We start from the raw sequence: 20,506 nt of genomic DNA on the forward strand, positions 1-20,506 counted from the left end.
GATCGTCCCTGACCGCTGCCACCACCGGCCGCGCACCCAACCCGCACCACCACCCCCGACGAAGGGCCCACCCGTTGCGTCCCGACGCTCCCGCCTACCCGTTCACCGCCGTCGTCGGCATGGACGACCTGTCCCTCGCGCTGTGCCTGTCCGCGGTCTCACCCGTGATCGGTGGCGTCCTCGTCCGCGGCGAGAAGGGCACCGCCAAGTCGACGATGGTCCGCGCCCTGGCCGCCGTGCTTCCCCCGGTCGAGGTCGTCCAGTCGTGCCGGTTCTCATGTGCCCCAACGGTTCCGGACGCCTCCTGCCCGGACGGACCGCACTTCAACGCCCCGGTCGAGACGCGCCCGGTCAGGCTGGTCGAGCTGCCCGTCGGCGCGAGCGAGGACCGGGTCGTCGGCTCCCTGCACCTCGACCGGCTGCTGTCGGCCGGCGAGACCGCCTACGAGCCTGGCCTGCTCGCCCAGGCCCACCGCGGCATCCTCTACGTCGACGAGGTCAACCTGCTGCCCGACCACCTCGTCGACACGTTGCTGGACTCTGCCGCGATGGGCCGCGCCCGGGTGGAGCGCGAGGGGGTCTCGGTCACGCACGGCGCCCGCTTCGTCCTCGTCGGCACCATGAACCCCGAGGAGGGCGAGCTGCGCCCGCAGCTGCTCGACCGGTTCGGCCTGGCCGTCGAGGTCGCCGCGAGCCGCGTGGCGGCCGTGCGGGTCGAGGTGGTCCGCCGGCACCTGGCCTTCGAGCGGGACCCCGACGCGTTCGCAGCCCTGCACGCCCAGGACGAGCTGGCCCTGTCGCTGCGCATCGCCGGAGCCCAGGAGCGCGTCGCCGCGGTCGCCCTGCCCGACGCGGCCGTCGAGACCATCGCGCGCATCTGCGCGGCCTACGACGTCGACGGCATGCGCGGCGACCTGGTCACCGCGCGCACCGCCATCGCCCACGCCGCGTGGTGCGGCCGGGACGAGGTGAGCGACGAGGACGTGCGCGTCGCGGCACGACTGGCCCTGCCGCACCGGCGACGCCGCAACCCCTTCGACGACACCGACGGCGCAGCCGAGGACCTCGAGCGGGTCCTCGGGGAGCAGGCCCCTGGGGCACCGGAGGGCGGCCCCGACGGCCCGGACGGTGACGGTCGACCCGAGGGTGATGGTCCGGATGACGACGGCCCCGACGGTGGCGGTGGTCCCGGTGGCGGCCTGCCGCAGCCGCCGACCGGCGGCCGAGACGACACAGGCACCGGCGAGTCCGGCGACGCCCCCGGGTCGCCGGCGGCCCAGGCCGGCCAGCCGTATGCCGCGCGCCTGCTCACGCACCAGCGGCCCGGTCCGGGGGTGGCCGGCAGGCGTTCCCGCGCCACGACCACCCACGGCCGGCACCTGCGCGGCGTCCCGCTGGACGACCCGCGCGGCCAGGGCCTGTCGGTGACCGCGACGGTGCACGCCGCGGCCCGCCGCACCCGCGGGTCCGCGACGCCGTTGCGGCTGGTGCGCGCCGACCTGCGGCGCAGCCAGCGCGAGGGTCGTGAGGGCAACCTCGTGGTCTTCGCCGTCGACACCTCCGGGTCGATGGGCGCGGCCGCCCGGGTCCGGGAGGTGCGCACCGCCGTGGTGTCGCTGCTGCTGGACGCCTACCAGCGCCGCGACCGGGTCGCGGTGGTCACCTTCGCCGGTGACCGCGCCCGGCTCGTGCTGCCGCCCACCTCGAGCGTGGAGCTGGCGCAGCGCCGGCTCGCCGAGGTCCCCACCGGAGGACGCACCCCGCTGGCCGAGGGCCTGGTCGAGGTGGCCGGGCTCGTGCGCCGGCAGCGGGCCCGGGACCCGCAGCGGCGCCCGCTGCTCGTGCTCCTGACCGACGGCCGTGCCACCCACGGCAAGCAGCCGCTCCAGCGTGCCTCCGCCGCCGCGGCCCACTGCGCGGCGCAGGGGATCTCCTCGGTCGTCGTCGACTGCGAGAAGCGGTCCGTGGTGCGCCTCGGGCTGGCCCGCGAGCTGGCCGCCACCTTGCGCGCCGACTACCTCGACCTCGGCGACGTCGCCGCCGACGCCCTCTCCGGGGTCGTGCGCCGCAGCATCGCCCCGCCGAGCCGCAGCATCGCCCCCACGACAGGAGCAGCCTGATGCCGCAGGGACAGCCGGCCCGCGTGCCGGACGACGGACTGACCACCCGCCAGCGCCGCAACCGGCCGCTGACGATCGTGCACACCGGCCCGATGAAGGGGAAGTCCACCGCCGCCTTCGGGCTCGCCCTGCGCGGCTGGAACCAGGGCTGGGACATCGGGGTGTTCCAGTTCGTGAAGTCGGCGAAGTGGAAGGTCGGGGAGGAAAGCGCCTTCCGGGCGCTCGGCGACCTGCACGAGAGCACGGGCGCCGGCGGGCCGGTGCAGTGGCACAAGATGGGCGAGGGCTGGAGCTGGTCGCGCAAGGCCGGCACCGAGGAGGACCACGCCGCCGCCGCGCTGGAGGGCTGGCGCGAGATCCAGCGACGGCTGGAGGCGGGCACCCACGACCTCTACGTCCTGGACGAGTTCACCTACCCGCTCAAGTGGGGCTGGGTCGACGTCGCCGACGTCGTCGCCACCCTCACCGCGAGGCCCGGGCACCAGCACGTCGTCATCACCGGCCGGGACGCGCCGGCAGACCTCGTCGCTGCCGCGGACCTGGTCACCGAGATGACCAAGGTCAAGCACCCCATGGACGCCGGCCAGAAGGGCCAGCGGGGGATCGAGTGGTGAGCGCCCCGCTGACGCACCTGCCGCGGATCGTCGTCGCGGCTCCGGCATCGGGCCACGGCAAGACCATGGTCGCGACCGGGCTCATGGCCGCCCTGCGCGCCGCCGGTCACGAGGTCTCCCCGCACAAGGTCGGCCCCGACTACATCGACCCCGGCTACCACGAGCTGGCCGCCCGGCGTCCGGGCCGCAACCTCGACCCGCACCTGCAGGGAGAGGACCTCATCGTCCCGCTCCTGCTGCACGGGGCACGCCGCCCGCGCCCCGCCGACGTCGCCGTGGTCGAGGGTGTCATGGGGCTGTTCGACGGGGCCACCGGCACCGGCGGGTTCAGCTCGACCGCGCACGTCGCCCGGCTCGTCCAGGCCCCGGTCCTGCTGGTGGTCGACGCCCGCGCGGCCGGCCGCAGCCTGGGCGCGGTCGTCCACGGCTTCTCCCGCTACGAGGACGAGGTGCGCGTCGCCGGCGTGGTGCTCAACAACGTGGCGTCGGCGCGGCACGAGGCCGAGGCCCGCGACGGCATCGCCGCCACCGGGGTCCCGGTGCTCGGGGCCCTCCCGCGCCTGCCCGACCTGCTCGTGCCCAGCCGCCACCTCGGCCTGGTCCCGGCGGCGGAGCGCTCGCCCGAGGCCACCGCGGCGGTGGCGGCCCTGTCCGACCTCGTCCGCGAGCACGTCGACCTCGACGCGGTGGTCCGGCTCGCCCGGCAGGCACCGGACCTGGCCGCTGTCCCCTGGGACCCCGCCCGCGCGGTCGGCGCCCCGGTGACCGGCCCCCGACCGCCACGGGTCGCCGTGGCAGGCGGGCGCGCCTTCACCTTCGGGTATGCCGAGACCGCCGAGCTGCTCGCGGCCGCCGGTGCCGAGGTGGTCGGCTTCGACCCCCTGCGCGACGAGCGGCTGCCCGAGGACGTCTCCGCCCTGGTCATCGGAGGCGGGTTCCCCGAGGTGCACGCCGCCGACCTGTCCCTCAACGCCTCGCTGCGACAGGCGATCTCGGAGTTCGCCTCCCAAGGTGGGGCGGTCGCCGCGGAGTGCGCCGGGCTGCTCTACCTCGCCGAGGAGCTTGACGGTGCGCCGATGTGCGGGGTCCTGCCGCTGAGGGCACGCATGGACTCCCGCCTGACCCTGGGCTACCGCAGCGCGGTGGCCCTCACCGGCAGCGTCCTGGCCGCGGAGGGGGAGCGCGTGACCGGGCACGAGTTCCACCGGACCGTGGTCGTGCCCTCGACGACCTCCGCCCCGGCGCCCGCCTGGGGCTGGCGCGGGACGACCGGCGAGCCCGTGCGGGAAGGGGCGGTGCGCGGTCGTGTGCACGCGTCATACCTGCACACGCACTGGGCCGGGCACCCGCAGCTGGCGAGCCGCCTCGTCACCGCGGCCACCGAGGTGGCCCGGTGAGCGTCGTCCTGGGTGTCGGCGGCCGTCCGGGCGCACCCGCGGATGAGCTGCTCACCCTGGCCGCGGCCGCGCTGGCCGAGCGCGGGCTCGACCCCGGCGCCGTGTGCCTGGTGGCCACCCTCGACCGGCGCGCCGAAGCCGACGCGGTCCAGGGGCTCGCCGCAGCCAGCGGCGCGAGGGTCAAGGCAGTCACCGTGGAAACCCTTGCGGCACAGGCCTGCCCGACGCCGAGCGCGCGGGTCCTCGCCGCGGTCGGCAGCTCGTCCGTCGCGGAGGCCGCGGTCCTCGCCTGCGGCGGCAGGCTCCTCGGCCCGCGCCACACCTCACGCGCCTGGACGGTTGCCGTCGGCGCGCTTCCCGCCGACGGCCCTCCGGACGCTGTCCACCCCACCGTTGCCACCCCTGTCCGGGAGGACCGATGAGCACCCTGACCGACACCCCGCTGGCCGCCGGCCGATGGACGAGGGAGGAGCGCTGGCGCCTGTCCGGCATCCTCGGCACCATCGTCGCCCTGCACGTGGGTGGCATCGCGCTCTACCTGCTGCACCGTGGCGACACCTCCGCGGCCGGAGGGCTCGCCGGGTCCGGGGCGCTGGCCTACGTGCTCGGCATGCGCCACGCGTTCGACGCGGACCACATCGCGGCGATCGACGACACGACCCGGGTGATGCTGCTGCGGGGCCGGCGCCCGGTCGGGGTGGGCTTCTTCTTCGCGATGGGGCACTCGACCGTGGTCGTGGTCCTCGCCCTGCTGGTCGCCGCCGCGGCCGGGTCGATCTCCACCTCCGACGTCGACGCCGTCCGCTCGGTGGGCGGCACCGTCGCCACCGTCGTGGCCATGGTGTTCCTGCTGGTCGTGGCCTCCCTGAATGCCCGGGTCCTGCGCAACCTCGTCGGCCTGTGGCGCCGGCTGCGCGGCGGCGCCGACACCGCCGCGGAGGTGGAGGACGCGCTGCTCTCGCGCGGCTTCGTCACGCGCATCCTCGGCGGGCGGCGCCGTGGGCTGATCCAGCACTCCTGGCACATGTACCCGGTGGGCCTGCTCATGGGGCTGGGGCTGGAGACCGCCAGCGAGGTCACCCTGCTGGCCCTGTCCGCCTCGACCGCGGCGGGAGGCGGCGCCTCGGTCCTCGGGGTGCTCAGCCTGCCCCTGCTCTTCGCCGCGGGCATGTCGACGTTCGACACCGCCGACTCCCTGGTGATGACCCGGCTGTACTCCTGGAGCTACCGCGACCCGGTGCGCACCCTGTTCTTCAACATCGCCACGACCGCGGTGACCGTGGCGGTCGCCGCGTTCATCGCGCTGGTCTACCTCGCCGACGCGCTCGTGCAGTACGCCGGGCAGGCGTGGCTGGCGCCGTTCGCCGCGGTCAGCGACGACTTCGAGCTCATGGGCTACGTCATCGCGGGGATCTTCGCCACCACGTGGCTCGGTGCGCTGGCGGTCTGGCGGCTGCGCGGCGGTGACGATGCCTGAGGTCGACCTGCGCCACCACGGCGACCGGGAGATCGGCGACGGCCTCGTCGACCTGGCCGTCAACGTGCAGGTGCCCAAACCCCCGCCCTGGCTGCTCGACGTCCTCATCGCGGCGCTGGCGCAGGCCGGCGGCTACCCCGACCAGGCGGCCGCGGTGGCCGCCGCGGCGCGGGCCCACGGCTGCGACCCGGCCTCGGTGCTGCTGACCAACGGCGCTGCCGAGGCGTTCACGCTCCTGGCCCGGCTGCCATGGCGGCGGCCCCTCGTGGTGCACCCGCAGTTCACCGAGCCAGAGGCCGCGTTGCGGGCGGCCGGGCACTGCGTGCAGCGGCTGGTCCTGAGCGGCGACACCGGCTTCCGCCTCGACCCGGACGCGGTCGACCCCACCGCCGACCTCGTCATCGTGGGCAACCCGACCAACCCGACCTCGCGTCTGCACCCGGCCGAGGCGCTCGCGGCGATGCTGCGGCCGGGACGACTGGTCGTCGTCGACGAGGCGTTCATGGACGTCACCGACCAGCGCCAGTCGCTGGCGGGGCTCGCGCCCACCACCCAGGGCCTGCTCGTCGTCCGCAGCCTCACCAAGACCTTCGGACTCGCCGGGGTGCGCGCCGGCCACCTGCTCGGGGAGCCCGCGCTGGTGGCCAGGCTCGCGGCATACCAGCCGCACTGGTCGGTCAACGCGCTCGCCCTGGCCGCCACCGTGGCCTGCCTGGGCCCGGAGGGGGAGGCGCACCGCCGTGCGGTCACCGACGGGCTGCCGCCGCGGCTGTCCCACCTCACCCGGGCGTTGCTGGCCGCGGGCCTCGACGTCGTCGCCGAGCCGGCCGGACCGTTCGTGCTCGCGCGCCACGACCGGGCGGACGTCCTGCGGGAGCGCCTGCGCCACCTCGGCTTCGCGCTGCGTCGGGGCGACACCTTCCCCGGTCTCGGGCCGCAGTGGCTGCGCGTCGCCGCCCGCGACGAGGCCACCACCGACGCCCTCTCCCACGCCCTCCCGACCGCACTTCAGGAGCTGCCATGACCGACCACGCCTTCCCCGACGACGCGCGGGCGGCCGTCCACGACGTCATCGCCCGCCGCCGGGACGTGCGCCGCGGGTTCACCCTCGACCCCGTCGACGACGAGGTCCTCACCCGGGTGCTCGCGGCGGCCCACCAGGCGCCCAGCGTCGGGCTCAGCCAGCCCTGGGACTTCCTGCTCCTCACCGACGTGGAGCAGCGCGCCCACATCCAGGCCCTGGCCGCGCGCCAGCGGGACGCGTTCGCCGCGTCGCTGCCGTCAGGGCGCACCCGGCTGTTCGACGGCATCAAGGTCGAGGCGATCCTGCAGACCCCGCTCAACGTCGTCGTCACCTGCGACCCGACCCGCGGCGGGCCCTACACCCTCGGCCGCCACGCCGACCCGCGGATGGCGCCGTTCTCCGCCGCCCTCGCCGTGCAGAACCTCTGGCTGGCGGCGCGGGCCGAGGGCCTGGGCGTCGGCTGGGTCAGCTTCTTCGACCCCGACGAGCTGGCCCGCGAGCTCGGCCTGCCCGGGCACCTGGAGATCGTGGCCTACCTGTGCGTCGGGCACGTCGAGCAGTTCCCGCCCGCGCCGGAGCTGGTGCTCTCGGGGTGGGCACGTCGGCGGCCGCTGACGTGGGCGGTCCATCATGGGGCCTGGGGCGACCGTCGCCTGCCCGGAGGAGAAGCTGTGAGCCTGCTGACCGAGACCGTTGCCGCCATCGTCCCCGCGGACGCCGCCGCCATGCGCGCCGCCGAGGAGCGACAGGGCCAGCTGACCAAGCCGCGCGGCTCCCTCGGCGTGCTCGAGGAGCTCGGCACGCGCCTGGCCGGCATGTATGCCGTGTGCCCGCCCCCGATGCCCGAGCCGGTCGCCATCGCGGTGTTCGCCGGCGACCACGGCGTCCACGCGCAGGGCGTCTCGCCGTGGCCGCAGGAGGTGACCACCCAGATGGTGGGCAACTTCCTCGCCGGCGGCGCGGTCATCAACGCCCTCGGCCGCCAGGTCGGCGCCGAGGTCACCGTGGTCGACGTCGGCGTGGCCGGCGACGTGCCGGACGCGCCGGGGCTCCTGGCCCGCAAGGTCGCCCGCGGCACCGCCGACATGACGCAGGGGCCGGCGATGACCCCGGAGCAGGTGCAGCAGGCCCTGGAGGTCGGCATCGACGCGGCGCGCGACCTCGTGGCCCAGGGCAACCGGCTCCTCGTCACCGGCGACATGGGCATCGCCAACACCACCGCCTCCGCGGCCCTGACCAGCGCCTTCACCGGCCTCGACGTCGAGCAGGTCACCGGCCGGGGCACCGGCATCGACGATGCCATGCTCGCGCACAAGGTCGGCGTCATCCGGCGGGCCCTGGTGGTCAACGCCGTCGACGCCGCCGACCCGGTGGCCGCGCTCGCCGCGGTCGGCGGGCTCGAGCACGCAGCCGTCGCCGGGTTCCTGCTCGGCTCTGCCGCCCTGCGCACCCCGGTGGTCCTCGACGGGGTCATCGCCTGCTCGGCCGCCCTCGTCGCCCGCGCAATCGCCCCCGACGCGGCCGGGTACTGGGTCGCCGGCCACCGCTCGGTGGAGCCCGGAGCCAGTGCGGCCCTGGACCACCTGGGGCTCACCCCGCTGGTCGACCTCGACCTGCGCCTGGGCGAGGGCAGCGGTGCGGCCCTGTCCGTGCCGCTGGTGCAGTCCGCCGCCCGCGTGCTGCGCGAGGTGGCGACCTTCGACTCCGCCGGCGTGACGGACAAGGCCTGAGCATGGCCGAGCACGCCGAGACCCTGCTGCCCCTGGGGCTGCGGCTGCGCGACCGCCGCGTCGTCGTGGTCGGCGGCGGCCGGGTGGCGCTGCGGCGGGTCGGGGCGCTGCTCCAGGCCCGGGCCGCGGTCACCGTCGTCTCGCCCGAGGTCGTCGCTGCTCTGGAGGACCTCGCCCTGCGCGGGCAGGTCGAGTGGCACCCACGCTTCTACGCCGACGGCGACCTCGAGGGCGCCTGGCTGGCGATGGCCTGCACCGCCGACCCCGAGGTCAACGCCGCGGTGCTGCGCGAGGCCGAGGTCCGCCGCGTCTTCTGCCTGCGCGTCGACGACGCCCGGGACGCCTCGGCGTGGATGCCGGCGACCGGGCGCAGCGGCCCGGCCACGGTGAGCGTGCACGGCGACCGCAACCCCCGCCGCGCCGCCGCCCTGCGCGACGCCGCCGTGACCGCCGTGGAGGCGGCCCTGCGCGACGACCCCGGCGCACCGGCACGCCCGCCCCTGCGGGACGACACCCCCGGGCGGGTGATCCTCGTCGGCGGCGGACCGGGTGACCCCGAGCTGTTGACCCTCAAGGGGTTCCAGGCCCTGGCCACCGCCGACGTGGTGGTCGTCGACCGGCTCGCCCCGCTCGCCGTCCTGGATGGGCTGCGCGAGGGCGTCGAGGTCGTCGACGTCTCCAAGATCCCCCGTGGACGGTTCACCCCGCAGGAGGAGATCAACGCCGTGCTCGTCGACCGCGCCCGCCGCGGCCTGACCGTCGTCCGGCTCAAGGGCGGGGACTCCTTCGTCTTCGGCCGGGGCATGGAGGAGGTCCTGGCCTGCGCCGAGGCGGGGGTGGCCACGGAGGTGGTCCCCGGGGTGACCTCCGCGATCGCGGCGCCCGAGCTGGCCGGCATACCGGTCACCCACCGCGGCCTGTCGCAGGGCTTCACGGTGATCTCCGGGCACGCCGCGCCCGGGGACCCGCGCAGCACCGTCGACTGGGACGCCCTGGCCCGCGGTGGCACCACCCTGGTCGTGCTGATGGGCGTGGAGACCCTTCCCGCCATCGCCGGGGCCCTCGTCGCCGCCGGCCGGGACGCCGACACCCCGCTGGCCTGTGTCATGGACGGCGGGCTCCCGACCCAGGCGGTGCTGTCCGGCACCCTGGGTGCCGTCGCCAAGGACGGGCCTCCCGACGGCCTGCGCCCGCCGGCCGTCACGGTGATCGGCCCGGTGGCGCGCTTCGCCGCTGGCTAAGGTGAGGTCATGAGCGCTCAGTGGACGTGGACCTACCTCGACGCCGACGGCAAGCCGATGAGCGGGGGTGCGCTCGTGACCTCGGGCTTCCCCTCCCAGAGCGAGGCCGAGAGCTGGCTGGGGGAGGAGTGGCGTGACCTGGCCGACGCCGGCGTGGACTCGGTGACCCTGCACCACGAGGACGCCGTCGTCTACGGCCCCATGAGCCTGCGCCCCGCGCAGTGACGGCCGACCCGCTCCCCGGCACCACCTCCCTGGCGACCGCCGCGCCCGAGCTCGCCCGCAGGCTGGAGCGGATGGTCCGGCAGGCCCAGCACGACTGGCGCTCGCCGGCCGTCAGCGCCGGCGTGGTCCGCGACGGCAGCCTCGTCTGGTCCACGCACGTGGGGTCCGCGCGTCTCGACCCGGCGTGCGCCCCCACCGACGACACGCAGTACATGATCGGCTCCATCACCAAGACCTTCACCGCGGTCCTGGTCATGGCGCTGCGCGACGAGGGCCGGCTGCGGCTGGACGACCGCCTGTCCACCTGGCTGCCGGACACCCGCCACGGCGACGTGACGCTGCGGCAGATGCTGGCCCACTCCTCGGGCCTGCAGCGCGAGCCGGTCGGGCGCATCTGGGAGACCCTGGACGCCCCCGACGAGCAGCGGCTGCACGCCGAGCTCGAGCAGGCCGAGCGGGTGCTGCCGCCGCACTTCGTCTTCCACTACTCCAACCTGGCCTACGCCCTGCTCGGGCAGGTCGTCGAGCGGGTCGAGGGCGCGCCGTGGGAGGACGTGGCGCGTCGACGCATCCTCGACCCGCTGGAGATGCGGCACACCGGGCTGACCCCGCGCGAGGACCGCGCGCTCGGCTACCAGGTGCACCCGTTCTCCGGGCTGGCCACGCAGGAGCCGCGCTTCGACCTGCGCGCCACCGCCGCCCTGGGTGGCCTGTGGAGCACGGTCGCCGACCTGGGCCGGTATGCCGCGTTCGTCGCCGACCCGGTCGAGGAGGTGCTCTCCGCCGACACGGTCGAGGAGATGTGCCGCCCGCTGGTCATCACCGACCCCGACGGCTGGACCGGCGGCTACGGCCTGGGCTTCGGCATGGGCCGGCTGGGGGAGCGGGTGCTCGTCGGCCACGGCGGCGCGATGCCCGGCTACCTGACCGGCCTGCGGGTCCGCCGCGCCGACGGGGTGGGCGCGGTGGTGTTCGCCAACACCACCGCCGGCGCCGACTCGCTGGTCCTGGCCGGCCGGCTCGTGGCCGAGGTGCTCGACGCCGAGCCCAGGCCGGCGCAGGCGTGGGTGCCCTCGACGCCGCGGCCCGAGCTGGCAGAGATCCTGGGCAGCTGGTGGTCCGAGGGCGAGGAGCTGGTCTTCGAGGTCCGCGGCGAGGACCTGTGGTGCCGGGTGCCGGGGGCGCCGGCGACGACGAACGAGACCCGGTTCGAGGCCGACGGGGCCGACCGGTTCAGGGCGGTGCAGGGGCGTGAGCGTGGCGAGCTGCTCGAGGTGGCTCGCGACGAGGAAGGAAAGGTGAGTCGCATGTACTTCGCCACCTACGCCGTGACGCGGGAGCCCCGCGCGTTCGCCGACCTGGTGACGCCGTGATCGCCCGCGACCGGCTGCACGAGCTGATGGCCCGCGAGGTCGCGGACTTCGCGGCCCGCAACCCGTTGTCGGAGAAGGCGTTCGGTGCCGCCGAGCACCTCTTCGGTCGGGTGCCGATGACGTGGATGAACAAGCGGGCCGGGGCGTTCCCGCTCTACCTGGACTCCGCCCGCGGTGCCAGGGTCACGGACATCGACGGCCACACCTACCGCGACTTCGCCCTCGGCGACACCGCCGCGATGGCGGGGCACTCGCCGCGGGCCACCGTCGAGGCGGTGCAGCGCCGGTTCGCCGAGCTCGGCGGGGCCACCGCGATGCTGCCGACCGAGGACGCCGAGTGGGTCGGCGCCGAGCTGACCCGCCGCTTCGGGGTGTCGCGCTGGAGCTTCTCGCTGACCGCGACCGACGCCAACCGCTGGGCCATCCGGATCGTCCGGGCGGTCACCGGCCGGCCGAAGATCCTGGTCAACAGCTACTGCTACCACGGCAGCGTCGACGAGTCGCTGATCGTCACCACCCCCGACGGGGAGGGCGCCGCCCGCGAGGGCAACGTCGGGGCACCCTGCGACGTGACGCTGACCAGCCGGGTCGCCGAGTTCAACGACCTCGAGGGCCTGGAGCGCCAGCTCGCCCACGGCGACGTGGCCGCGGTCCTCATGGAGCCGGCGCTGACCAACATCGGCATCGTCCTGCCGGAGCCGGGCTACCTCGAGGGCGTGCGCGAGCTGACCCGGCGCTACGGCACCCTGCTCATCAACGACGAGACCCACACCTTCTCGGTGGGCCCCGGCGGCGCGACGAAGGCCTGGGGCCTGGACCCCGACCTGCTCGTCATCGGCAAGGCCATCGGCGGGGGCATCCCGGCCGGCGCCTACGCCATGTCCGCCGAGCTGGCCGACCGCACCCTGCGCCGCGACGACCTCGACCTGGTCGACATGGGCGGCGTCGGCGGCACCATGGCCGGCAACGCCCTCTCGGTGGCGGCGATGCGCGCCACGCTGGAGTCGGTGCTCACCGACGACGCGTTCACCCACATGATCGACCTGGCCACGACCTACACCGCGGGCATCCGTGCCACGATCGAACGGCACGACCTGCCGTGGTCGGTCACCCAGCTCGGCGCCCGCTCGGAGTACCGCTTCAGCGCCACCCCGCCGCGCAACGGCACCGAGTCGCACGAGGTCCACGACGAGGAGCTCGACGACTACCTGCACCTGTTCCTCGCCAACCGGGGCATCCTGCTCACGCCGTTCCACAACATGGCGCTGATGTCCCCCGAGACCACCGCCGACGACGTCCAGGCGCACCTCGACCTCTTCGGCGAGGCGGTCGCCACGCTCGCCGGCTGAGCGGGCTCCCGGCACGACGAAGGGGCGGGGACCGTCACGGTCCCCGCCCCTCTCGCACGCCAGCAGGCGTCAGGTCACTGCGGCTTCTCGCCGCGGGCGACCTGCGGGCGCGGCAGCCGCGAGCGGCGCATCTGGAAGGCGCGCATCACGGCATACATCGTCGACCCGGCGGGCACGCTGCCCTCGCCGAACTTGGCGATGATCCGCTTGCGGGTGCGCCGCCACATCAGCGCCGCGTCGACGATCGCCACGACGATGAGGCCGTAGACGAGGACGAACACCATCAGCAGCGCCCAGCTCTGCCGCACGAACGACAGCGCCAGCACGAGGACCATCACCGGCAGCATGAACTCGCCGACGTTCCACCGGGCGTCGACGCTGTCGCGGATGAACCGCTTGACCGGGCCCTTGTCGCGGGCGGGCAGGTGCGCCTCGTCACCGGTCATCATGGCGGCGCGCTGCCGGGCTCGGGCCTCGCGGGCCTTGAGGCGGGCGTCGTTGGCCGCGGCCTTGCGGTCGGTCGGCACGAGCGGCTTCTTGCGCGCCGCCTCCTGGTCCCGGCGCTTGGGCGTGGGCCGGTTCTTGGCGCCCGGGCGCTCGGCGACGGTGGTCTCGGGGGCGGCCGGCTCGGCGGCCTTCTTTCGTCCAAACACGACGGACACTGTATGTCGAGTGCGCCGGTTCGCTGGTATCGCCACCGGGGCGCCGTGGCCGGGTCGGTACGCTCGCGTGCGTGACCGACGACGCCGTGACCCCTGACCGCATCGACGCCCTCCGGACCCGCATCGCCGAGCTCATGCCCGGCCTGCGCCAGGACCTGGAGGCGCTGACCCGCATCCCGAGCGTGTCCCTGGACGCGTTCGACCAGTCCCACGTGGAGGCCAGCGCCGAAGCCGTGGCCGCGCTGCTGCGGGCCGAGGGCCTGGCCGTGGAGATCGTCCGTGAGGGCGGCCGGCCGGCGGTCATCGGCCACGTCGACGGTCCCGAGGGGGCGCCGACGGTGATGCTCTACGCCCACCACGACGTCCAGCCGCCCGGCAAGGACGAGGACTGGGACAGTGCCCCGTTCGAGCCGACCGAGCGCGAGGGCCGGGTCTACGCCCGCGGCATCGCCGACGACAAGGCCGGCGTCATGGCCCACATCGCCGCGCTGCGCGCCCACCACGGCACCCTGCCGGTCGGCGTCACCGTCTTCGTCGAGGGCGAGGAGGAGATCGGCTCCGACTCGCTGCCGACGATCCTGGAGCGCCACGGCGAGAAGCTGCGCGCCGACGCGATCGTGCTGGCCGACTCGATGAACTGGGGCATCGGCGTGCCGGCGCTGACCACCACGCTGCGCGGCATGATCCGCGTCGTGGTGACCGTGCGCACCCTCGACCACGGGGTCCACTCCGGCATGTTCGGTGGCGCGGTGCCTGACGCGATCATGTCCCTGGCCCGCCTGCTCTCCACGCTGCACGACGACGAGGGCAACGTGGCCGTGGAGGGCCTGAAGTCCGGTGAGGCCGCCGACCTCGAGTTCACCGAGGAGCAGCTGCGCAAGGACTCCGGCCTGCTCGACGGGGTGCACACCATCGGCACCGGCTCGCTGCTGTCGCGGATGTGGACCAAGCCCTCGATCACGACGATCGGCATCGACGCGCCCACCGTGTCCCAGGCCAGCAACACCCTGGTGCCGCAGGCCTCGGCCAAGATCTCGGTGCGCATCGCGCCCGACGAGGACCCGGCCGCGGCCTACCGCCTCGTCACCGACCACCTCAAGGCCCACGCCCCGTGGAACGCCCAGGTCGACGTGCACCTCGACGAGTCCGGCGCCGGGTTCGCCGCCGACGCACAGGGCCCGGTCTACGACCAGGCGCGGGCCGCGTTCACCGACGCCTGGGGCACCCCGCCGGTCGACATCGGCGTCGGCGGCTCGATCCCCTTCGTCGCGGCGTTCGCCGAGAAGTTCCCCGAGGCCGGCATCCTCATCACCGGCGTGGAGGATCCCGACACGCGCGCGCACGGCGCCAACGAGAGCCTGCACCTCGGCGAGTTCGAGCGCGTCTGCGTCGCCGAGGCCGTCCTGTTCGAGCGGCTCGGCACGCTGAAGAAGGCCTGAGGCCGCACGCACCACCCCCGGGTATGCCGCCCGCTCACCTGAGCGGGCGGCATACCTGTGTCCCCGGCCCGACCGAACACGCCTTGGCCCGCGAATCTGCCCCTCCCGAGGCCTGATTCGCGGGCTGTGCCGTGTCCGGTCAGGCCGTGACGCTCCGGTGGGCGGTGAGCACGGCGGCCAGCGTGCGGTCGATGTCGGCCTCGGTGGTCATCCAGTTCGAGACCGAGAAGCGCATCGCCGGCCGGCCGTCCCAGACCGTCCCCGACACCCACGCCTCCCCGCTGTCGCGGATGCCCTGCATCACCGCGGCCGTGTGCTCGTCGGAGTCGCCGAAGCGCACCAGCACCTGGTTGAGCACCACCTCGTTGAGCACCTCGACCCCGGGCTCGTCCCGCAGGGCGTCGGCGAAGCGCCGGGCCAGGTCGCACGAGCGCTCGACCATCGCCGCGACGCCCTCGCGGCCGAGCTCGCGGATCGCGGCCCAGACGGCGAATCCCCTGGCCCGCCGGGAGGACTCGGGCACGAACTGGAACGGGTCGCGCGACTCACCGACCTGCACGTAGGCCGCCTGCCACGTCATCGCTGCCATGTGCGCCTCGGGGTCGCGGGTGAAGACCAGGGCCGAGTCGTAGGGCACGTTGAGCCACTTGTGGCAGTCGGTGGCGAGGGAGTCGGCGAGCTCGACCCCGGCGGTCAGGTGCCGCAGCCGCGGGCTGGCCGCCGCCCACAGGCCGAACGCCCCGTCGACGTGCAGCCAGGCGCCCCGCTCGCGGCAGACCTCGGCGATCTCGGCGACCGGGTCGAACGCCCCCGTGTCGACGTTGCCGGCCTGCGCGCAGACGATCGCCGGGCCCTCGGAGCGGGCCAGCACCTCCCGCAGCGACGACGGCACCATCCGGCCCTGGCCGTCGGCCTCGGCATGGTCCGGCGTCCCGCCGAACCCGAGGAAGCGCAACGCCTGCGGGATGGTCGAGTGCGACTGCGCCCCGGCCACGACGTGGACCCGCGGGGCCCCCTGCAGGCCGTCCCGCTCCACGTCCCAGCCGGCCCGGGCCAGGACCGCGTGGCGCCCGGCGGCCAGCCCGGTGAAGTTCGCCATCTGGGCGCCGGTCGTGAAGCCGTACGACGCGTCCGGGGCCACCCCGAGCAGCTCGCGCGCCCACGCCCCGGCGACCTCCTCGGCGGCCGCGGCGGCCGGTGACATCACCTCCAGCCCGGCCACCTGGTCCCAGGCGGCGGCCAGCTGGTCGGCTGCGACGGTCGAGGGCAGGCCGCCGCCGATGACGTAGCCGAAGTAGCGCGGCCCGGCGCTGGCGACCAGCCCCGGTTCGGCCGCGGCCACCAGCGCCTCGACCACCGTCGCGGGGTCCTCCCCGTGCCCGGGCAGCGGACCGGCGAAGCCGGCCATCGCGTCGACCCCCGGCCCCGGGTGCACCCGCCTCTCGCGCAGCCCGTCGAGCCAGGCCAGGGCATGGCGGTGAGCTGCGTCGAGGGCCGCGTGGTGCTCCATTCGCGGAGGCTATCGCCGCCGCCCGGCCGCCGACACCGCCGCGCGCTGGTGCGGCCTGAGCCTGGCTGAAGAGGCCCTCGGCAGGGTCATCCGTTCGGCTGGGTTCCGGGCAGACCCGGGCGCCACCACCCTGCCGCCCGGCATGCTCTCGGCAGGGTGAGGAGTAGGGAGGTGTCGCATGGGGTGGGACCGGGGTGCCTGCAGGACCTGGCGCGCTGGCCGTGCCGTGGTGGTGGCCGCCGCGGCTGCCGCGCTGCTCCCTGGCTGCTCGACGGTGGCCGGCATCGCCGGCGGCGCGGTACCCGGGGTCCGCGCGTCAGACGGGCTGAGCGTCCACACGCTTGCGGTCCGGCGGGAGGCCGATTTCGCGCTGGTGGACGGGCATGGGGGAGTGCGGGTGCTGTGGGCCCCCAAGCCCGACGGTTCATGGCTCGTCTCCCTCTCCACCGTCCCTCTGGACACCAGGTCTGCCGGCCGTAGCGACACGTTCCGTGCAGAGGGTCCTGGTCCCGAACACCCCGGGGCGAGGGTGTACCTGACCTGGGTCAGCAGCTGGCCTCGCAACGTGCCGGCCGGGTCCGGCGAGCTCAGGCTCGCCGAGGACGGCCGCTCACTGGTCCTCTCGGTGAGTGGCTGGCCCACGGTGGCGCTGACACGCATGACCGAAGGGCAGTTCGAGGTCGCGATGCTCCGCGCGCGGATGGCTGCGTCGGCCGGCTCAACCCCCGCGCGTTGACACGTACCGAGCCTCGCGTCGGGCACCGGCCTCGCGCGAGGCAGCCGGGCAGCGGGCCGCCCGGGGGCGTGGGAACGCCGCTCAGCGGCTGTAGACGCCGGTGCTGAGGTACTTCAGCCCGGAGTCGACCAGCAGGGTCGCGACGCGGGACCCGGGACCGAGCCGTCGGGCGACCTCGATCGCGGCGAGGACGTTGGCGCCCGAGGACGTCCCCGCGAACAGCCCCTCCTCGCGGGCGAGCCGCCGGGCCATCTCCTCGGCGTCGTCACTGGGGACCGCCCGCACCTCGTCGGGCAGCTCCGGGTCCCACATCGGCGGTCGGTAGCCGATGCCGATGCCCTCGATCGGGTGGGCGCCGGGGGCGCCGCCGGAGAGCACGGCGGACTCGCCCGGCTCGACCGCCACGACCCTCAGGCCGGGGTGGTGGGCCCGCAGCGCCCCGGCCGTGCCGCGCAGCGATGCCGCGGTGCCGATCGACTGCACGAACGCGTCGACCCGGCCGCCGGTCTGCGTCCAGATCTCCTCGCCGAGGGAGTGGTAGCCCGCGATGCTGTCGGTGTTGGTGAGCTGGTCGGTCCAGTAGGTCCCGGGCTCGCGGCTGACCTCCCGGGCGGTGGCGACCATCTGCTCTATGAGCCCCTTGGTGATCAGGCCGCCCTCGCTGGGCACGAGCGTGAGCTCGGCGCCGTAGGCGGCCATCTGGGTCAGCTTGTCCTGGCTGAAGGCGTCCGAGGTGACGATCCGCAGGCGGTACCCGCGCGCGGCGCAGACCAGGGCCAGGGAGGCGCCGGTGCTGCCGCCGGTGTACTCCACCACGGTGCCGCCGGGACGCAGCCGGCCGTCGCGCTCGGCTCCGGCGACCATGGCCTGGGCCATCCGGTCCTTCATGCTGCCGGTCGGGTTCTGCCCCTCCACCTTCACCACGACCTCGCCGCAGCCGGGCGGCACCACCCGGCGCAGCGTCACCAGCGGGGTGTTCCCGATCGTCGCCAGGACGTCCCCGGCGTCACCGGTCGCGGCGGTCTGTGCGTTGGTCCCAGTCACGCCACGCATGATCCCGGGTGCCCGCCGGGCACTGGGAGGCGGGCACCCGGCATACGTCTGGTTGCGGTGGTGCGGGCCCGGCCGCGCTCCTAGCGTGGCCGGCGGAGGTGGGGCGATGACGCAGGTGAGCATCCCGACGCCGGAGGGCGCGCTGCCCGCCTGGCTGGCGACCCCGTCCGACTCCGGACCGTGGCCGGGGGTGGTCGTGGTCAGCGACGCCATGGGCATGACCCCGGACCTGAGGCGTCAGGCCGACTGGCTGGCGGGGGAGGGGTTCCTCGCCGTCGCGCCGGACCTGTTCCACTGGGGCAGCCGCGCGCGGTGCCTGCGCTCAACCATCCGGGAGACGTTGGAGCACCAGGGCCGGACGTTCCGCGACCTCGACGCGGCCCGGCACTGGCTGGTCGGCCGCGACGACTGCACCGGACGGGTGGGGGTCGTCGGCTTCTGCATGGGTGGCGGCTTCGCTCTGATGCTGGCCCTCGGCGACGACTACGACGCGGCGGGGGTGAGCTACGGGACGGTCGGGCGGCGCTACCAGACGCGCGAGGCGCTGGCGGGGGTGTGCCCGGTGGTCGGCAGCTACGGCAGCCGCGACCTGATCACGCGGCGGTCGGCGGAGCGGCTGGAGTACCACCTCGGCGCGCTGGACATCGACCACGACATCCGCGTCTACCCCGGCGTGGGGCACGGGTTCATGAACGACCACAGCGACTCCGGCCGGATGGCCACGGTCCTGGCGAAGGTGAGCGGCACGGCGTACGACGAGGCGGCGACGCAGGACGCGCGGCGACGGATCGCGGCGTTCTTCCACCGCTACCTCGACGCGGCTCCAGACACGGCGTGACCCGCGAAACCGCCTGTCAATGGGGCGAATTCGCGGGCCAGGCGGTGTCCGGTCAGTCCTTGCTGGTCTCGCCGGGCAGGGCCAGCATCTGGTCCAGCGCCACCCGCGCCCAGTGCGCCACGTCGGGGTCGACCTCGATCCGGTTGACCGTGCGTCCGGCCACGAGTGACTCCAGCGCCCAGACCAGGTGGGGCAGGTCGATGCGGTTCATCGTCGAGCAGTAGCAGACGTTCTTCTCCAGGAAGGCGATCTCCTGGTCGGGGAACTGCGTGGCCAGGCGCCGCACCAGGTTGAGCTCGGTGCCGACGACCCACTTGGTGCCGGCCGGGGCCGCCGCGATGGTCTTGATGATCTTCTCGGTCGAGCCGACCTCGTCGGCGGCCTCGACGACCTCGTAGCGGCACTCGGGGTGGACGATCACCTTGACGTCGGGGATGGTCGCCCGGGCCTCGTGGACGGCCTCCAGGCTGAACCGGCCGTGCACCGAGCAGTGCCCGCGCCACAGGATCATCCGGGCCGCCTGCAGCTCCTCGCGGGTCAGTCCGCCGTTCGGCTTGTGGGGGTCGAAGACCACGCAGTCGTCGAGGGACAGGCCGAGCTCGCGCACGGCGGTGTTGCGGCCGAGGTGCTGGTCGGGCAGGAACAGCACCTTGCCGGTGCCCTCGAGTCCGCCGCGCCGGCCGAACGCCCACGCCAGAGCGGTTTTGGCGTTGCTGGAGGTGCAGACCGTGCCGCCGTGGCGGCCGGTGAACCCCTTGATCGCGGCGCTGGAGTTCATGTAGGTCACCGGGATGACGTCGTCGGCCACACCGGCGTCGACCAGGTCGTCCCACGCATCCTCGACCTGGCTGATCGCGGCCATGTCGGCCATCGAGCACCCCGCGGCGAGGTCGGGCAGGATCACCTGCTGCTCGTCACTGGTGAGGATGTCGGCCGACTCGGCCATGAAGTGCACGCCGCAGAAGACGATGTGCTGCGCGTCGGGCCGGGCCGCGGCGTCCTTGGCCAGCTTGAACGAGTCACCGGTGACGTCGGCGAACTCGATGACCTCGTCGCGCTGGTAGTGGTGGCCCAGGACGAACACCGAGTTGCCCAGCGCCGCCTTGGCCGCGCGCGCCCGCTCGACCAGGCCCGGGTCGGACGGTGCCGGCAGCTCGCCGGGGCACTCCACCCCTCGCTCGGTGGCCAGCTCACGGCCGTGGCCGAGGACCATCAGGGGCAGGGACGCGTGGCGCGGGCTGTCTGTGGTGGTGCTCACCCGCTGATCGTTTCACACGTTCACAACGCCTCCGTCCAGGACCACCGGGTATGCCGTGCCGGTGCGTCGGGAGCGTCGCCGCCGGCCCCGTGACGCGGTCCGGGTCGGTGACACACCGGCCAGGAGTCGCGACACGCCGTCAGGGGTTGCGCGAGAGCCTCCGCGGGATCGAGGATCACCGCCGCTACCGTCGTGCACCTGACCGGTCACGGGGGCGAACGGTCACCCGCAGGACCCCCGCCGACTCAAGGAGCCGACCATGACGCACACCGACCTCGCCGGCGCCACGACCGACGTCCACCGCGAGAGCCTGGCCCGGCACGTGGCCGACCTGCTGTCCTCCGGCGTGGTCACGCTGGCCGAGCTGAACGACCTGTCCGAGGCCGAGATCCGGGTCCTGATGGGCGACACCGCCGGCATCTGAGCCCGGTCGCCGGCCGACCGTCGCAGTGGCGGCTAG

The 20,506-nt window shown here is 74.7% G+C and carries 19 protein-coding genes; 15 read left to right on the top strand and 4 right to left on the bottom strand.

Going from position 1 to position 20,506, the window contains the following annotated elements:
• Positions 1 to 74: 74 nt before the first annotated feature.
• The 11 genes from FB474_RS07680 to FB474_RS07725 are packed head-to-tail and all read left to right on the top strand — an operon-like array spanning position 75 to position 12,550.
• Complete coding sequence (locus FB474_RS07680; protein WP_246092079.1) at positions 75 to 2,120, top strand: VWA domain-containing protein; 2,046 nt, start codon at positions 75 to 77, stop codon at positions 2,118 to 2,120.
• Positions 2,120 to 2,734, top strand: coding sequence for a cob(I)yrinic acid a,c-diamide adenosyltransferase (gene cobO / locus FB474_RS07685; RefSeq protein ID WP_141788114.1), 615 nt, complete (start codon positions 2,120 to 2,122; stop codon positions 2,732 to 2,734). Before FB474_RS07680 ends, cobO begins: the two co-directional genes overlap by 1 nt.
• Positions 2,731 to 4,131: a cobyrinic acid a,c-diamide synthase CobB gene (locus FB474_RS07690; RefSeq protein WP_246092080.1), complete on the top strand. Its 1,401-nt coding sequence runs from the start codon at positions 2,731 to 2,733 to the stop codon at positions 4,129 to 4,131. Before cobO ends, FB474_RS07690 begins: the two co-directional genes overlap by 4 nt.
• Positions 4,128 to 4,553: a cobalamin biosynthesis protein gene (locus FB474_RS07695; RefSeq protein WP_185746086.1), complete on the top strand. Its 426-nt coding sequence runs from the start codon at positions 4,128 to 4,130 to the stop codon at positions 4,551 to 4,553. Before FB474_RS07690 ends, FB474_RS07695 begins: the two co-directional genes overlap by 4 nt.
• Positions 4,550 to 5,608 (top strand): HoxN/HupN/NixA family nickel/cobalt transporter, encoded by a 1,059-nt coding sequence (locus FB474_RS07700; protein ID WP_141788116.1) that lies wholly within the window; start codon positions 4,550 to 4,552, stop codon positions 5,606 to 5,608. Before FB474_RS07695 ends, FB474_RS07700 begins: the two co-directional genes overlap by 4 nt.
• Entirely contained in the window at positions 5,601 to 6,632 is a 1,032-nt protein-coding gene (cobC, locus tag FB474_RS20950) for an Rv2231c family histidinol phosphate aminotransferase CobC (protein WP_246092392.1), read from the top strand. The genes FB474_RS07700 and cobC overlap by 8 nt, the downstream gene beginning before the upstream one ends.
• On the top strand, positions 6,629 to 8,362 hold the full coding sequence (cobT, locus tag FB474_RS07705; RefSeq protein ID WP_221632477.1) for a nicotinate-nucleotide--dimethylbenzimidazole phosphoribosyltransferase: 1,734 nt from the start codon (positions 6,629 to 6,631) through the stop codon (positions 8,360 to 8,362). The genes cobC and cobT overlap by 4 nt, the downstream gene beginning before the upstream one ends.
• 2 nt (positions 8,363 to 8,364) lie before the next feature.
• Positions 8,365 to 9,603 carry a uroporphyrinogen-III C-methyltransferase gene (cobA, locus tag FB474_RS07710; RefSeq protein ID WP_141788118.1) on the top strand — a complete coding sequence of 413 codons (1,239 nt, stop codon included), beginning with the start codon at positions 8,365 to 8,367 and terminating at the stop codon, positions 9,601 to 9,603.
• A gap of 9 nt (positions 9,604 to 9,612) precedes the next feature.
• The gene (locus FB474_RS07715; RefSeq protein ID WP_141788119.1) at positions 9,613 to 9,828 is read left to right on the top strand and encodes a hypothetical protein; all 216 of its coding nucleotides are present in this window, start codon (positions 9,613 to 9,615) and stop codon (positions 9,826 to 9,828) included.
• Positions 9,825 to 11,201: a serine hydrolase domain-containing protein gene (locus FB474_RS07720; RefSeq protein ID WP_246092081.1), complete on the top strand. Its 1,377-nt coding sequence runs from the start codon at positions 9,825 to 9,827 to the stop codon at positions 11,199 to 11,201. Before FB474_RS07715 ends, FB474_RS07720 begins: the two co-directional genes overlap by 4 nt.
• Positions 11,198 to 12,550, top strand: coding sequence for a transaminase (locus FB474_RS07725; protein WP_246092082.1), 1,353 nt, complete (start codon positions 11,198 to 11,200; stop codon positions 12,548 to 12,550). Before FB474_RS07720 ends, FB474_RS07725 begins: the two co-directional genes overlap by 4 nt.
• A 74-nt stretch (positions 12,551 to 12,624) precedes the next feature.
• Here FB474_RS07725 and FB474_RS07730 read toward each other — a convergent pair whose 3' ends face one another.
• Positions 12,625 to 13,203 carry a DUF3043 domain-containing protein gene (locus FB474_RS07730; protein WP_141788120.1) on the bottom strand — a complete coding sequence of 193 codons (579 nt, stop codon included), beginning with the start codon at positions 13,201 to 13,203 and terminating at the stop codon, positions 12,625 to 12,627.
• A gap of 80 nt (positions 13,204 to 13,283) precedes the next feature.
• Here FB474_RS07730 and FB474_RS07735 point away from each other — a divergent pair, with 80 nt between their 5' ends.
• Positions 13,284 to 14,651: a dipeptidase gene (locus tag FB474_RS07735; protein WP_141788121.1), complete on the top strand. Its 1,368-nt coding sequence runs from the start codon at positions 13,284 to 13,286 to the stop codon at positions 14,649 to 14,651.
• 139 nt (positions 14,652 to 14,790) lie between these two features.
• Here the strand turns inward: FB474_RS07735 and FB474_RS07740 are convergent, their stop codons facing one another.
• Positions 14,791 to 16,161, bottom strand: a complete 1,371-nt coding sequence (locus FB474_RS07740) for a pyridoxal phosphate-dependent decarboxylase family protein (protein WP_141788122.1) — start codon at positions 16,159 to 16,161, stop codon at positions 14,791 to 14,793.
• Positions 16,162 to 16,387: 226 nt separating this feature from the next.
• Here FB474_RS07740 and FB474_RS07745 point away from each other — a divergent pair, with 226 nt between their 5' ends.
• Positions 16,388 to 16,897, top strand: a complete 510-nt coding sequence (locus FB474_RS07745) for a hypothetical protein (protein WP_141788123.1) — start codon at positions 16,388 to 16,390, stop codon at positions 16,895 to 16,897.
• Between the two features lie 81 nt (positions 16,898 to 16,978).
• Here FB474_RS07745 and FB474_RS07750 read toward each other — a convergent pair whose 3' ends face one another.
• On the bottom strand, positions 16,979 to 17,941 hold the full coding sequence (locus tag FB474_RS07750; RefSeq protein WP_221632478.1) for a PLP-dependent cysteine synthase family protein: 963 nt from the start codon (positions 17,939 to 17,941) through the stop codon (positions 16,979 to 16,981).
• Positions 17,942 to 18,056: 115 nt separating this feature from the next.
• On the opposite strand from FB474_RS07750, the gene FB474_RS07755 reads away from it, so the two are divergent.
• Positions 18,057 to 18,788, top strand: coding sequence for a dienelactone hydrolase family protein (locus tag FB474_RS07755; RefSeq protein WP_141788125.1), 732 nt, complete (start codon positions 18,057 to 18,059; stop codon positions 18,786 to 18,788).
• A gap of 52 nt (positions 18,789 to 18,840) precedes the next feature.
• Here the strand turns inward: FB474_RS07755 and nadA are convergent, their stop codons facing one another.
• Complete coding sequence (gene nadA, locus FB474_RS07760; protein ID WP_141788126.1) at positions 18,841 to 20,046, bottom strand: quinolinate synthase NadA; 1,206 nt, start codon at positions 20,044 to 20,046, stop codon at positions 18,841 to 18,843.
• Positions 20,047 to 20,305: 259 nt separating this feature from the next.
• On the opposite strand from nadA, the gene FB474_RS20730 reads away from it, so the two are divergent.
• Positions 20,306 to 20,470 (top strand): hypothetical protein, encoded by a 165-nt coding sequence (locus FB474_RS20730; protein WP_185746087.1) that lies wholly within the window; start codon positions 20,306 to 20,308, stop codon positions 20,468 to 20,470.
• The last annotated feature ends 36 nt before the right edge of the window (positions 20,471 to 20,506 follow it).

This window comes from Oryzihumus leptocrescens (genome assembly GCF_006716205.1).
In the GTDB taxonomy this organism is placed as follows: domain Bacteria; phylum Actinomycetota; class Actinomycetes; order Actinomycetales; family Dermatophilaceae; genus Oryzihumus; species Oryzihumus leptocrescens.

Bases quoted from the DNA above. Each gene is read 5' to 3' on its own strand.
- cobO (WP_141788114.1), top strand. From the start codon at position 2,120: ATGCCGCAGGGACAGCCGGCCCGCGTGCCGGACGACGGACTGACCACC.
- FB474_RS07700 (WP_141788116.1), top strand. From the start codon at position 4,550: ATGAGCACCCTGACCGACACCCCGCTGGCCGCCGGCCGATGGACGAGG.
- cobC (WP_246092392.1), top strand. From the start codon at position 5,601: ATGCCTGAGGTCGACCTGCGCCACCACGGCGACCGGGAGATCGGCGAC.
- cobT (WP_221632477.1), top strand. From the start codon at position 6,629: ATGACCGACCACGCCTTCCCCGACGACGCGCGGGCGGCCGTCCACGAC.
- cobA (WP_141788118.1), top strand. From the start codon at position 8,365: ATGGCCGAGCACGCCGAGACCCTGCTGCCCCTGGGGCTGCGGCTGCGC.
- FB474_RS07715 (WP_141788119.1), top strand. From the start codon at position 9,613: ATGAGCGCTCAGTGGACGTGGACCTACCTCGACGCCGACGGCAAGCCG.
- FB474_RS07740 (WP_141788122.1), bottom strand. From the start codon at position 16,161: ATGGAGCACCACGCGGCCCTCGACGCAGCTCACCGCCATGCCCTGGCC.
- FB474_RS07755 (WP_141788125.1), top strand. From the start codon at position 18,057: ATGACGCAGGTGAGCATCCCGACGCCGGAGGGCGCGCTGCCCGCCTGG.
- FB474_RS20730 (WP_185746087.1), top strand. From the start codon at position 20,306: ATGACGCACACCGACCTCGCCGGCGCCACGACCGACGTCCACCGCGAG.